This window comes from Parabacteroides sp. ASF519, from assembly GCF_000364265.2.
Classification (GTDB): domain Bacteria; phylum Bacteroidota; class Bacteroidia; order Bacteroidales; family Tannerellaceae; genus Parabacteroides; species Parabacteroides goldsteinii.
This window is the reverse complement of the sequence record NZ_AQFV02000006.1, coordinates 4,942,246-4,956,129: the sequence shown is the minus strand read 5'-3', so window position 1 is coordinate 4,956,129 and position 13,884 is coordinate 4,942,246. Positions and strand designations below refer to the sequence as shown.

13 protein-coding genes and 1 pseudogene are annotated in these 13,884 nt (G+C 41.5%); 4 read left to right on the top strand and 10 right to left on the bottom strand.

What is annotated here, in order from left to right; genetic code table 11:
* Positions 1-57 precede the first annotated feature (57 nt).
* From C825_RS19890 to C825_RS19880, 3 genes and pseudogenes are all read left to right on the top strand, one after another.
* Positions 58-263 (top strand): annotated as a pseudogene (locus tag C825_RS19890) (PspC domain-containing protein).
* Positions 263-2,290: an excinuclease ABC subunit UvrB gene (gene uvrB, locus C825_RS19885; protein ID WP_007652915.1), complete on the top strand. Its 2,028-nt coding sequence runs from the start codon at positions 263-265 to the stop codon at positions 2,288-2,290. Before C825_RS19890 ends, uvrB begins: the two are co-directional and overlap by 1 nt.
* Positions 2,291-2,351: 61 nt before the next feature.
* Complete coding sequence (locus tag C825_RS19880; protein WP_010799867.1) at positions 2,352-3,203, top strand: N-acetylmuramoyl-L-alanine amidase-like domain-containing protein; 852 nt, start codon at positions 2,352-2,354, stop codon at positions 3,201-3,203.
* Here C825_RS19880 and C825_RS19875 read toward each other — a convergent pair.
* Positions 3,200-5,362 (bottom strand): DUF5686 family protein, encoded by a 2,163-nt coding sequence (locus tag C825_RS19875; protein WP_493351720.1) that lies wholly within the window; start codon positions 5,360-5,362, stop codon positions 3,200-3,202. The two genes, C825_RS19880 and C825_RS19875, sit on opposite strands and share 4 nt — an antisense overlap.
* A 240-nt stretch (positions 5,363-5,602) precedes the next feature.
* Between C825_RS19875 and C825_RS19870 the strand changes: the two genes are divergently transcribed.
* A complete protein-coding gene (locus tag C825_RS19870; RefSeq protein ID WP_154278289.1) occupies positions 5,603-6,241 on the top strand; it encodes a Crp/Fnr family transcriptional regulator in 639 nt (212 codons plus the stop codon).
* A gap of 80 nt (positions 6,242-6,321) precedes the next feature.
* Here C825_RS19870 and kdsA read toward each other — a convergent pair whose 3' ends face one another.
* The 9 genes from kdsA to C825_RS19825 all read right to left on the bottom strand — a co-directional run bounded on the left by kdsA (position 6,322) and on the right by C825_RS19825 (position 13,180).
* A complete protein-coding gene (kdsA, locus tag C825_RS19865; protein ID WP_007652920.1) occupies positions 6,322-7,125 on the bottom strand; it encodes a 3-deoxy-8-phosphooctulonate synthase in 804 nt (267 codons plus the stop codon).
* Positions 7,126-7,130: 5 nt separating this feature from the next.
* Positions 7,131-8,057 (bottom strand): tRNA (adenosine(37)-N6)-dimethylallyltransferase MiaA, encoded by a 927-nt coding sequence (gene miaA, locus C825_RS19860; RefSeq protein WP_010799866.1) that lies wholly within the window; start codon positions 8,055-8,057, stop codon positions 7,131-7,133.
* A gap of 155 nt (positions 8,058-8,212) precedes the next feature.
* Positions 8,213-9,214 (bottom strand): type I glyceraldehyde-3-phosphate dehydrogenase, encoded by a 1,002-nt coding sequence (gene gap, locus C825_RS19855; RefSeq protein WP_007652928.1) that lies wholly within the window; start codon positions 9,212-9,214, stop codon positions 8,213-8,215.
* A 238-nt stretch (positions 9,215-9,452) separates the two neighbouring features.
* Entirely contained in the window at positions 9,453-9,833 is a 381-nt protein-coding gene (locus C825_RS19850; RefSeq protein WP_228100148.1) for a hypothetical protein, read from the bottom strand.
* A complete protein-coding gene (locus C825_RS19845) occupies positions 9,781-10,188 on the bottom strand; it encodes a phage holin family protein (protein ID WP_007652931.1) in 408 nt (135 codons plus the stop codon). The genes C825_RS19850 and C825_RS19845 overlap by 53 nt, the downstream gene beginning before the upstream one ends.
* A gap of 6 nt (positions 10,189-10,194) precedes the next feature.
* Complete coding sequence (locus tag C825_RS19840) at positions 10,195-10,416, bottom strand: YtxH domain-containing protein (protein ID WP_007652933.1); 222 nt, start codon at positions 10,414-10,416, stop codon at positions 10,195-10,197.
* A gap of 88 nt (positions 10,417-10,504) precedes the next feature.
* Positions 10,505-11,356: a 50S ribosomal protein L11 methyltransferase gene (prmA, locus tag C825_RS19835; protein ID WP_010799865.1), complete on the bottom strand. Its 852-nt coding sequence runs from the start codon at positions 11,354-11,356 to the stop codon at positions 10,505-10,507.
* A 95-nt stretch (positions 11,357-11,451) separates the two neighbouring features.
* Positions 11,452-11,853, bottom strand: a complete 402-nt coding sequence (locus tag C825_RS19830) for a hypothetical protein (RefSeq protein ID WP_052334409.1) — start codon at positions 11,851-11,853, stop codon at positions 11,452-11,454.
* Positions 11,854-11,944: 91 nt separating this feature from the next.
* The gene (locus tag C825_RS19825) at positions 11,945-13,180 is read right to left on the bottom strand and encodes an ATP-binding protein (protein WP_010799863.1); all 1,236 of its coding nucleotides are present in this window, start codon (positions 13,178-13,180) and stop codon (positions 11,945-11,947) included.
* Between the last annotated feature and the right edge of the window lie 704 nt (positions 13,181-13,884).

The following is a 13,884-nucleotide window of genomic DNA, read 5'->3' as shown; positions in this document are numbered from 1 at the left end:
ATTACTTCTGCCATATAGATATATATACTATCTTTACGAAACAAAAAATAAGACATCATGGAAGAAGAAGCACCAAGAAGACTTTATCGTTCGAATAATGGAATGATTGCCGGAGTATGCGGCGGTATTGCAGATTACTTTGGTTGGGACCCGACGCTGGTACGTGTCGGCTATATACTGTTGAGTATATTTACTGTGTTTTCCGGGTTATAGCTTATTTGATACTCTGGATAGTTATACCTAAAAAAGGACTATACGAATAATGAATTTTGAGTTATCATCACCATTCAGCCCGACGGGAGATCAGCCGGAAGCAATAGCGGCTCTTTCGGAGGGCATTCAGAGTGGTGTGCCTTTCCAGACGCTCCTTGGAGTAACAGGTTCGGGAAAGACGTTTACTATTGCCAATGTGATTAAGGAGGTACAACGTCCTACTTTAATATTAAGTCATAATAAAACGCTGGCAGCGCAGTTGTATAGCGAGTTCAAAGCCTTTTTTCCGAATAATGCCGTAGAATATTTCGTTTCCTATTACGATTATTATCAGCCGGAGGCTTATCTGCCTACTACGGATACCTATATCGAGAAGGATTTGCAGATTAATGAAGAGATAGATAAACTCCGTCTTCGTACGACAGCTTCTTTGTTGTCGGGCAGAAGGGATGTGATTGTTGTTTCTTCCGTATCCTGCCTGTATGGTATGGCCGATCCGACGGCATTTGCCGAAAAGGTGACCCATCTGGAAAAAGGAATGCAGATTGACCGCGACAAGTTGTTACGCCGCTTTGTCGATGCTTTATATGTAAACAATAAGTTAGAGTTTAACAGTGGATGTTTCCGGGTAAACGGAGATACGGTCGATATATTTCCGGCAATCGAATCGTTTGACGGAGTGGCTTACCGTATCGAGTTTTGGGGCGATGAAATAGACCGTCTGTCTTCCTTCGACCCGAAGACCGGACAGGAGATTGACGAGCAGGATGAACTGAATATTTATCCGACCAATTTATTTGTCACCACCCAGGAACGTATAAATATGGCTATCGGGCAGATCGATGTAGATCTCGGTACACAGGTGAATTTCCTGAAAGAGATTGGCAAGCATTATGAGGCGAAGCGTTTGTATGAACGTGTAACCTTCGACCTGGAGATGATTCGCGAGTTGGGACATTGCTCGGGTATAGAAAACTATTCCCGTTATTTTGACGGCCGGATGGCCGGTGAACGTCCTTACTGCCTGCTCGATTATTTCCCGAAAGATTTTATGTTGGTAGTCGATGAAAGCCATGTCACGATCCCACAGATACGGGCCATGTACGGGGGAGATTATTCCCGTAAAAAGAACCTGGTAGAATATGGTTTCCGTCTGCCGGCGGCGATGGATAACCGTCCGCTAATGTTTGATGAATTTGAATCGATGACCCCGTTAGCTATTTATGTCAGTGCGACTCCGGCCGATTACGAACTGGAGAAGAGCGAGGGGATTGTTGTCGACCAGGTGATTCGTCCGACCGGATTGCTCGATCCGGTTATCGAGGTTCGTCCGACATTGAATCAGATCGATGACCTGATGGAAGAGATAACGCAGCGTTCGGCTAAAGATGAACGTGTCCTGGTCACGACGCTGACTAAACGTATGGCGGAAGAGTTGACCGCTTATCTGACCCGGATGGGAATACGTTGTAATTATATCCATAGTGATGTGGATACTCTGGAACGTATCCAGATTATGGATGATTTGCGGAAAGGTTTGTTTGATGTGCTGATTGGGGTAAACTTGCTTCGTGAGGGACTGGATTTACCGGAAGTCTCTCTGGTGGCTATTCTGGATGCAGACAAAGAAGGCTTCCTTCGTTCTCACCGTTCCCTGACGCAGACTGCCGGACGTGCTGCCCGTAATGTAAATGGAAAGGTTATTTTTTATGCAGATAAGATAACCGCCAGTATGCAACTGACAATGGACGAAACGACCCGTCGCAGAGAAAAGCAGCTTGCCTATAACGAAAAGCATGGCATTACTCCCCGGCAGGTTGTCAAGACCAGCGTCTCTCTTCTGGGTGAGAAACAGCCGGCTACAGCCGAACCGTATGCTTATGTCGAACCGGAACCAAGTCTGGTTGCCGATCCTGTTGTTAAGTATATGACTCGTCCGCAGCTGGAAAAAGCAATCGAACGTACCAAAAAGCAAATGACGGAAGCTGCCAAGAAGTTAGACTTTATTGAGGCCGCTCAGTTCAGGGACGAGTTGATTAAGTTGGAGGAATTGTTGAAAACGAAAGTGCAACCTTGATCTTTTGGTTACTTTTCTATCAAGAGAAAAGTAATATTCAAATCTGATAAATATTGAATTTATGAAAACGATTTTCTTGACATTCTTAGCCTGTTTAATTTGTTTCTGTGGGCAAGCGGCGGATAAGGTTTCTTATACAGAGGCTGACCGGGTTGTCTTTGACCGGTATGTTTCAGAGATGAAAGCAAATAAATCTTTGCCCACCGGTGAATTGATGGTTAAAACGGCGCGTTTCTTTTTAGGCACTCCTTATGTGGCTGCAACATTAGAGATGGAGCCGGAAAGGTTGGTTGTCAACCTGCGTGAGATGGATTGCATGACATTGGTGGAGAATGTAGTTGTCCTGACACGGACAATCCAAAGTGAGAACCCTTCGTTTGAAACCTTTTGTAAGAATTTACAGGCACTTCGTTACCGGAATGGAGAGATTCATGACTATACCGATCGCTTGCATTATACCACCGACTGGATTTTCGAGAACCAGCGCAAAGGAATAGTGGAGGATGTTACTTCAGTGGCCGGAGGCGTCTCCTTGCCGGTGAATGTCTCTTTTATGTCGACGCATCCCGATAGTTATAAGCCATTGAAAGAAAATCCGGAATTGACAGCCCGGATTGCCGCGAAAGAGAAAGAGATCAACGCTCGTCCTTATTATTATATACCGGAAACCGAGATAAACCGGAACGCAACAGGCATAAAAGACGGAGATATCGTTTGTTTTGTCACAACAATCAAAGGTCTGGATATATCTCATGTCGGTGTCGTTTGCCGGGTAGGGGATAAACTGACCTTTATCCATGCCTCTACTACGCAAAAGAAAGTGATAGTCAACGAAGCTCCTTTACAGGAATATGTGGAAAGTATCAAGCGTAACAGCGGTATAATGATCGTTCGCCCACAAATGTCCTATTAAAATAGTTCGAAGGCAAACTTGAGGCCGATATTCTGGTATTTCCATCTATCGAATCCGGCAAAGGCAGCAACGTTGAAAATATGGTTACCGAAACCATATCCTACCTCTGTGTAACTCGGCAAAACGGGTGTCCACAGTTGACTGAAATAAAAGCGTTCAGACAGAATGTACTTAGATGTTTTCTTCTTGAAAAGTTGTGACAGGATGAAGGGACTTTCGTACATAATATGTCCTTGCACATATTTGTCGGATGCATTGAACCAGAAACTCCTTAGCTGGTTGAATACTCCTCCGAATTCATCTCCCCACGATTCAGGGAACTGGCGGCGTGAGAAATAACGGAAATCGGCAAAGTAAATAGATTTGGGATTCAGGTAAATGCCTCCGCTGATGTGATAATTGAGTTTTCTGGACAAACCGAGTGCAATGCTTTGGTGAATATCCGCTTCGATTCGTCCGTAATCACCGGAACTTTTACCTACTCCGGGGATTGCACGGGCAAATTCGACTGAAATGGTCGGATAGTAGGAATACAGATATTCTTTGCGATATCCGTCCATCCAGTAATACTGGCGTGGCGTATAGGAAAAGCCGACGACGGGAGTAAAGTCATGATAGTTATCATTGATGATTTCTTCTATCCCTTCTCCGGGGTTTGAAATATCACTTTTCTTTTTTACCGGTATCCGGCGGTGGTAGGAAACGCCGGTCCATAGTTGGAATCCGTTGAACAGTTCGATGTTGTTGCGTATTTCAGCATAGTAGTGTTTGAAATATTCCAGATTTAGGTCATCGAAATTAAATGTAGAGTCTTTCAACTGCTCGTTTATCTCTTTCATAATGGCTGAAGAATAACTCTGGTTACCATTACCGATCGAGAGGCTCAATATGCCTTTTTTCTCCGGCAGATATTCCCAGTCTCCGGACACGGTGAAAAAGATTTCTTTCCGCTTAAATACAAAACCGACGTCCGGACGGAAACGGAGCTGGCGGTCTTTGTCGAAAGTTTTGCTGATGCGCAGACGTTGCCTGTACGTTATTCCGTTATGCCCTGAATATCCCAGTTGGAACGGGTTGAATATTCCCGAATATTTGAGGCGGGTTGTTTTGTAGTCCATGCTGATGGTATTCGTGAACTTTTCTGTCAGTTTCAGGTATTTGGTGATATTCGCAGAATCTATTTTCTGTTCATTCGTATTGTTGGCGACATGATATAACTTCTCTTCTTCCTTTGTCAAAGGAATATCGCGTTTTTTGTTCCAGAATGTCGTGTCTGAAATGATGGGAACCGTATCTGAGGATAATTTATAATATCCGGTCAGGTCCAGTGATCTTTTTCTTTGCGTTTCGTTATCTTCTTCCACCCATTCCACCGCTTTGTATTTGAAAGAAGAATGGTAGCTGGTGGCAATGGCATTTCCCAGGACATGGTAGCGCAGATACAGGCTGGCTTTATCCGGAAGGATAAAGCGGCGGTAATCGCGTCCGAAAGTCATGATCAGGTTGAATTCGGCAAAATCGAAACGTCCGTTCACATCTATCTTGTCGATGATCCAGGATTGGTCGCGGATATACAGGTCGCCGCAGATTAGCTTCTGGCTCCATAATTTGGGCATGAACCGTATCTTATAGATCCTGAGCCCGCTGGTGTCACTGACACTTTCCAGGTCGAATGTATAGAATTTGGAAGCCTGGTTGGTCATAGGAGTGATGATACCTTCATTATATATGGTAGAAGAATAGACATTGAGGTTCAGAAAACTCAATGCTTCCTGCTGTTTCTTGTTGTTGGGGATACTATTTCCGTTTACGGCCTGGAAGTTGTGCAGGAAATTGTTGGGAGCATTGAATTTCGACTCACTTACCATTTCGAAGATCATGTCCTTGTTTTTCCTGTCGACCGGGAAGAGATGATGTGCGAAACGTATCAGAAAGTTCTGTTTCAGTATTTCCGTACGCCCTTTTATATATATTTCCGCTTCGTACTTTGAAAGGACATGCTGGTATTTTTCGGCGTTTTTAATTACCTCTTTCATAATGGAATCGGCCTTTACGGACGATTCTGTTTTTTCTTTTAAATCAGGCAACACTTTACTTCTATAAGTGCTTTCCTGTTTGGCGGCAGCATTTATAGTCAATAAAATCAGAGCAAATATCAAAACGTACCTTTTCAACAAAATATCACCCCTTTTGCTACAAACGTAACGAATAAAATTCAAATTAGTAGTAAAAGAAAGTAAAATGTAATTATAAATACAATTTATCGTATTAAACATTTTATTATTTCAAAAGAAAAGTTGTACATTTGTGCTTCATAAGTATGTTATAAAACAGTCGTGGTTAAGCAACAAAAAGAAGAGGTCGATCTATCGGCCAGTTTAGCAGAAGTATGGAGAGTACTGACCGACAAAGAGCGGGAAGTTCTCCGTAATAATTCGACGATCCAGCATTTCAAACGTAACGAGTTGATCTATTGCGAGGGCGACGAACCAAGGGACATGATGTGTTTGCTGAGAGGTAAGGTAAAGATTTTTAAGGAAGGTGTCGGCGGTCGCAGCCAAATCATCCGCATGATCAAACCCGTGCAGTATTTTGGTTACCGTGCTAATTTCGCTCAGGAAAATTACCTGACAAATGCCTCGGCGTTTGAAGCATCTGTTGTTTGTTTGATACCGATGACAATAGTGACGGACTTGCTGATGGGTAATCCAAATCTGGCAATGTTTTTTATTCGTCAGTTATCGTTTGATTTGGGAGTGGCGGATGAACGTACCGTTAATCTTACCCAGAAACATATCCGGGGTCGTCTGGCGGAATCTTTATTATTCCTGAAAGATAGTTACGGTCTGGAAGAAGACGGGGCTACATTGAGTATTTACCTGTCTCGTGAAGATTTGGCAAACTTGTCGAATATGACTACTTCCAATGCTATCCGTACCTTATCGACATTTGTAACTGAGCGTATCATTGCTATCGACGGTAGAAAGATCAAGTTGATAGATGAGGATAAGCTGAGAAAGATAAGTAAGATGGGATAACGAAGATATGACTTTTGAAAACAAAAGAAGGGACTTTCATTTGCGAAGGTCCCTTCTTTTGTTTTTAAAAGTCATGACATTTATTTGATTGCTTCACGGATGCGGACTAAACGTGTCAGTAAGCCTTCGAGCAAATCTAATTGTAGCATATTGGCTCCGTCGGATTTCGCTTTGGAAGGTTCCGGATGGGTTTCGATGAAGAGACCGTCGGTGCCGACGGCAATAGCGGCTTTGGCTATTGTTTCTATCAATGCCGGCAGACCGCCTGTTACGCCGGATGTCTGGTTGGGCTGTTGTAATGAGTGGGTTACATCCATGATGACCGGATAGCCGAAATCCTGCATTTGCGGGATGCCCCGGTAATCGACAACCAGGTCTGTATAACCGAATGTAGTTCCCCGCTCGGTGATCATGACGTTGTCATTCCCTGCATCGGCAACCTTTTGTACGGCGAATTGCATGGCTCCGGGAGAAAGGAACTGTCCTTTCTTGATGTTGACGATCTTTCCGGTTTGTGCGGCGGCGACAAGCAGGTCCGTTTGACGGCAAAGGAAAGCCGGGATTTGCAGGACATCTACATATTCGGCAGCCATGGCGGCTTCATGGGTTTCGTGTATATCCGTAACGGTCGGGACGTTGAATGTTTCGCTTACTTTGCGTAAAATCTTTAAGGCTTTCTCATCGCCGATCCCGGTAAATGAATCGAGACGGGAGCGGTTTGCCTTGCGGTATGAGCCTTTGAAGATATATGGAATATTCAGCTTCTCGGTGATGCCGATAACCTTTTCGGCGATACGTAGCGCCATGTCTTCCCCTTCGATCACACAAGGACCCGCCATCAGGAAGAAATTATCTTTATTCTTAAAATCGTTAACTGTTATCATAATTGTTATATATTGTTTTGTTCCAACAACTCCAATGTTTGCCTGATCTTTTCCTCTGTCGGTAACGTGGCATCTATCCAATGGATCGTGCAACCCCGGCGTTCCATTCCGCGGAACCAGGTCATCTGACGTTTGGCAAACTGGTGGATGGCTATCTCTAATTGGGAAACCATTTCTTCGTAAGAAAGTTCACCAATGATGTATAGTGTGAGATATTTATACTCCAATCCGTAATAAATGAGGTCTTCCGGTTTGACGCCGGAGGCAATGATGCCTTTTACCTCGTCTACCATGCCTTCCTCCAGACGGGCACGCAGACGTCTGGATATTTTTTCGCGCCTTAGTTCCCGATCGATGTTTATGCCAATGATCAGGCTGTTGATCGGATCATATTCGTTTGCATCGGGGGCCTCGGTTTTATAATATTCTTCAATCTCGATGGCTCGTATTGCCCTTTGTGCGGAATCTACGTCTGTCTTGTTATGCAATACTTTGTAACCGGCCAGTATTTTTTCCAGTTCTTCCAGCGACTTGCCTTGCAAAGATTCCCTTAACTCCGGATTTTGGGGAACATCCAACAGCTTGTATCCTTTCAATACCGCTTCGATATACATGCCGGTTCCACCGCAAAGGATAGGGAGCTTGCCTTTTTCCTGTACGGCCTGGTAAGCACGGAAGAAGTCGTGCTGATATTCGAATACATTATATTTATATCCCGGATCGCAGATATTGATCAGATGATAGGGGATTGCTTTACCGTTTACTGTATAATCGGCCAGGTCTTTCCCGGTACCGATATCCATGCCACGGTAAATCTGGCGTGAATCGGCACTGATGATCTCCGTATCCAGCCGGTCGGCCAGCGCTGCGGCAAAAGGCGTTTTGCCGGAAGCGGTCGGGCCTAGTATCGTTATAAGTTGATATGTTCTCATTATGGAGCAAAGATAGTGCAAACTGAGTGCAGAATAAAATGAACTCGTTCATTTTTTATGCCGAGATGCAGCCTGTCTTCGCATTAGTGCAAAGATAATAAAAAAAAGCCGTCCCCTTTGCGGAGGACGGCTTCCATATACTGATTTGTATTTGATTACTTACCAGCGATAACGCGAGCCATTTCACAAACTTTGTTTGAATAACCCCATTCGTTGTCATACCAAGAAACGATCTTAGCGAAGTTGTCATCCAAAGAGATGCCAGCTTTAGCGTCGAAGATAGAAGTGTTAGAGCAACCACGGAAGTCAGTTGAAACAACTGCATCTTCTGTGTAACCCAGTACACCTTTCAATTCGCCTTCAGAAGCTTCTTTCATAGCAGCTTTGATGTCGTCCATTGTAGCAGCCTTTTCCAGAACTACTGTCAGGTCAACAACAGAAACGTCAGAAGTCGGAACGCGGAAAGCCATACCAGTCAGTTTACCGTTCAATACCGGCAGAACTTTACCTACAGCCTTAGCAGCACCTGTAGAAGAAGGGATGATATTTTCAAGGATACCACGGCCACCTCTCCAGTCTTTCTTAGAAGGACCGTCTACTGTTTTCTGAGTTGCAGTAGCAGCGTGAACTGTAGTCATCAAACCTTTAACGATACCGAACTTGTCGTTCAATACTTTAGCGATAGGAGCCAAGCAGTTAGTAGTACAAGAAGCGTTAGAGATGATGTCCTGTCCTGCGTAAGTTGTGTGGTTAACACCATAAACGAACATAGGAGTAGCGTCCTTAGAAGGAGCAGACATGATAACTTTCTTAGCACCAGCCTGGATATGTTTGCGAGCAGTTTCGTCTGTCAGGAAGAAACCTGTAGATTCAACTACAACTTCAGCACCAACTTCGTCCCATTTCAGGTTAGCAGGATCCATTTCTGCAGTCAAACGGATTTTGTTACCGTTTACAACCAGGTTGTTACCTTCTACAGCAACTGTACCATCGAAACGACCGTGTACTGAGTCATATTTCAGCATGTATGCCAAGTAATCAGCATCCAACAAGTCGTTGATACCTACAATCTGAATATCATTGCCGAAGTTTTTAACTGCAGCGCGGAACACCATACGTCCGATACGGCCGAAACCGTTAATACCTACTTTAATCATTGTAATAAAACTTTTATGGGTTTATTAAAAATATTACATAAAATCCATTTAACAGCCACAAGGAGTTGCGCATGAAGCCAACATTAGAAACATTCCTGTGAATGCGATCAAAAGAAAAATACTATGTTTCATTATTTATCCTTGTTTTTAACGACTGCAAATGTAGTCATGTTTTTTCTATTTTACATTTATTATGGAGAGAAAAATATGTCCTCTAACATAAATTAATTGTTCACGGCTATTTCTTTTTCTTGAACAACAAGCCTGTAAACCAGCTCTGAGCCTTTCGTATTCCCCAAGTAAACAGCAAAGGACGTGCAACATCCCATACCAATGGGAAAATGCCCTGAGCGATGTGTAGATAGTCGGAAATTCCAATAGACGATAATGGCGTTTCGCTGGTAGAAACAGTGGGGATAGATTCTTTTTTTTCAGATTTGGAATTGGGAAATAATAAAGATGTTACACCAGAGAGCAACAAGCTCCCTGCATGTTCTTGTATATATGAAAAATCATCATTTAGCTTTTGTTTCTGAATAATACATTGGCGCTTGATGCGTCTTTTGTCAGAAATCAGTTTCTCCAGCGGAGTTTGCGGATTGTTGTTGATCTGTTGCATCGTCATTATCATCGTTATCGTTTAATGCTGCCAGTACAATGTTTATGATCATCCGGCAGATTGTATTTTTGTTTAAAACTACGAGCCCAATGAGAAGAAAATATAACCCTGCCACTACAGCAAAGCCGGCTCCCATCGAATTGAAGGCATCTCCTAGAAAGAGTCCTAGGGCCAAAAATATGAACAGTATAGCCAAAAAAGCGAGAAAGAGTAAAATTAAGCCATACGAAAGAGTTGCGATCAGTTGGCCGCTTCTTTCGTATGTGCTTAACTTTAAAAGTTCAAGCTTTAATTCTACGTAAGTTGAAACATCATCTTTCAGCTCACGAAAGATTTTTCCTGAATCTTTTTCCATAAATAATTATTCAGCTACGATTTCTTCGGTAGCTTTTACAACTTCAGTTTTACCTTCTTTGTACTTGGCGAGAGCGGAATTAAAGCCTTCTTTTACTTTTCCAACTACACCGTTCAATTCTTCCAGTAACTGTTCTCTCTTATCGGTAGCTGCCAGATATCCGACTGCTGCACCAACTGCTGCTCCAACTACCAAACCTAGCAATAATTTAGAATCTACATTTTTCATAACTCTTATATTTAAATGTGTTTACTAAAATAACGCTTTTATTCGAATGATAGTTTACTTCTGTGTTAACTTTTACTGTTAAATAAAGTTATGGCTTCTGTGTCTCAACAGCAACCCAATTGTTTTTTTCTGCGTGGGAAATGAATTTCAATCCGTTGCGTTCGCACTCTGCCTGGATGGCGGAAATGTCTTCAGTGTAGAATCCGCTCATGAAAAGGGTAGCTCCCGGTTTCATACAGCCGACATACCGGTTAATATCGTTCAGCAGGATGTTGCGGTTGATATTGGCGAATACAATATCGAATGTACCGAATGCGGGGATTTGTTCGGCACCGCCCAAGGCAATCTGTATATCTTCCGTATGGTTCAACCGGGTATTTTCCAGCGCGTTGTTGTAAGCCCATTCGTCGATGTCGATTCCGACTACTTTATTGGCGTGTTTCATTTTTGCCAGGATGGCCAGTACGGCTGTTCCGCATCCCATATCCAGCAGGTCTTTGCCTTCCAGGTCGAGTTTCAGCATTTCGCTGATCATCAGGTAAGTCGTTTCGTGATTGCCTGTACCGAAAGCCATTTTCGGGTCTATTATAATATTATATGTATAACCCGGTTCCGGTTCGTGGAAAGAAGCGCGGATGATGCAGTCGTTACCGATACGGATGGGCTTGAAATAGTTTTTTTCCCATTCTTCGTTCCAGTCCTTGCTTTCCACCAGTTGTTCGGTGTATCGGATGGTTACGTTTTCCAGCGGAAATTCATTCAGTTTATCCTGTAATGCTTTTACATTATATAATTGGTCGGATACATAGGCCAGCAAGCCGTCTTCGTCTTCGGTAAAACTCTCGAAACCGATTTCGCCCAGTTCGGACGCCAGTACATCACTGATGATTGTTGCCTCGATAGGCGATTCATAGGTGAATTTCAGTTCGTAATAATTCATATTCTTTGCTTTTTTATTCGTTTGGGGACAAAGGTATCGAATATATTTAAGAAAATATAATCAGGATAAGAAAGTAGGTATGCATAGACAGGTCGTTATGGTCGATATTCTACCATATTGTTCTTAATGACAAGCGGACATTTATATTTCTTTCTTAAATCTTCCTGCAATTTTTCGGTTGTCCGGTCTTTTTGAGGAAAACGCGAACTGACAATAAACGCCTTTTGCAAAGAAATATTCTTGAGCAACCCTTCTTGCATAAAGCATTGAATCGTTGAAATGATCTGGCTCATCGCCTTACCGATATTCTTACCTTTCAGCTCCACAAAATAAGCATGACGATCATTTTTCGTTTTTCCCGAAGGATAATAAAAGAAAAAATAATCGCATTTCTCTTTTTCCTGATTGCAGATAAGGGCACCATCGACTTTAATCTTTTCGACATTCTTCCAGTCTGAAACAATCAAAACAAACTTGCGCCCATTCTCTTCAACCATCAAACGTGCTTTTGATGTGCATTGGCATGTACTTGCCGGGAGGCGTTCTATTAAACTTCTTCCAGTTACTTCTTGGTTAAAACATTTACAGCTACTCATTGTATTTTATATCTAAAAGCGAATCGTAAATTTCGGATAATTCGGCAGAAACATCATCCATCTGATTAATACCTATTGTGTGGTATTCATCATCCAGAATATTGTAGCTTGTACCGTTGCTGGAAAAGAACTGACAAGTCAGGTCCTTGTAATCGATCCATTTATCAGGACTGACGAGTTTAGCAACCTGTTCTGCTTTTTCCGGACTTTCTGCGGCAACGTTGCCGGCTTGCAAAAGATTTTGGACAGTACTTAATATATAAGGACTATGGGTGGTAATGAATAACTTCGCCTTCATCTCTTTTGTTCGTTTGACAAGATATTCTGTCAGGTCCTTCTGTACCTGGGTGTACAGATTGAGTTCGGGTTCTTCGATGATAGTGCAGGTATCTGTATCTAAACCAAGATCAAAAACAGACAATAATGGGATAATTGATTGCAAACCGCTCGATGCCTGGGTTAATTCAATCTCTTCTCCATTTTCCAGTCTGATTTTATCATTGGTAGTACTATCAAAATGCACTTCCAAATTAAGAAAATTTATTTTGTACTGTTCCTGATTGTCTTTAGCCAAGCTATACTTATTTGCAAATATTTTTAAGCAATCCGGGATATTTATTCCCTTTTCATAAAAACTGAATATTGCTTTGGAAAGAACTGACATTAATATTCGTTCTGCAGGAATATAAACAGATGGGATTTCGTTATAAACATAAGTATGCATTAATCGGGAATAGAATTGAATGTATTGATTATCCCGTATTTTTTCATCAGGAAATTGTTCGATATGTTCAAAATTCTGCAACTCCGGTAAACGGATATCCTCATTTAAGAGATTCAGCAGTTTGATTATTCGTGCTCTAAAAGGTCTATGGCTTTTTGTAAATAGGACATTCCCATGATACCATTCATTGGCAATATCTGTAAAAGGATAATCCGTTTCTATCCCTTTTTTTGATATAGTCCATGTATATTCACCTTTTTTATACACAATACATGTATGCTCTTTAAAATCAAAGTCGATATCGTATTTTTTCAGCAAAGAAATAAAAGGAACGAGATTGTCTTTCGGCTCAATGAAATAAAATTCCTGACTATTAAATAAATCCAGCAGCTTCGCCACCGTGCTTTTCCCACTTGAAGTATGCCCAATCAAAATGCAGAACGGTTTTATCTCTATCTCCGCATGTTGAATAGGCCCAAAATCAGTAACTGAAATTCTTTCCATATCATCTTTCTTTGTTATGACAAATATACGTCTTTTCTTAATAGGTTAAATGATCTTTTGTATAATATCCTTTATATCCGGATTCAATTGTCTTTACCGTCATCCTTGACTCTGTTTATCAAAATGTCATTTTACCTCTGTTGTCAGCAGGTTGTATGTGTCGGGGCTTGGGTATATTGTTTTTTATTCGATTCTAAAGAGGATTGAAAGTGTCTTTATTTTGATTTTTATGATTTTGGTGTGCCTTTTTGCTTTGTTTTATCGATATAAAATAGATAAAGTGAGTGAATAAAGTTGTATACATGTAAATGTGTTGTTTGAATTGTATGTGTGTTTTTATCTCTTCCAGAAAATAATTCTGCTAAAAAACATGTATTTCAAGTGATAAAACCATCCAAAAACGGCTAAATTCAACTACAATTAACAAAAAATTCCTTTTAAACGAACCTCTATTTTGTTTAAAAGGAAAATAATTTCGTTTTAAACGAAGTTCAAATTTATTTAAAACGAGATCTTGGAATTGATATTAATGGTAAATGTGTTAAATATTGTAATTATTCTTTTTCTGATTCAATCAATCTGTCAAATACATCAGATACTAAAATGGCTATATGATAAACTTTGTGATAGATTATTGTGACTTAATAGATCAAATTGATATTTTGGAGAGATGTGAGTTAAAGAAGAGTTGCATGAAATACACG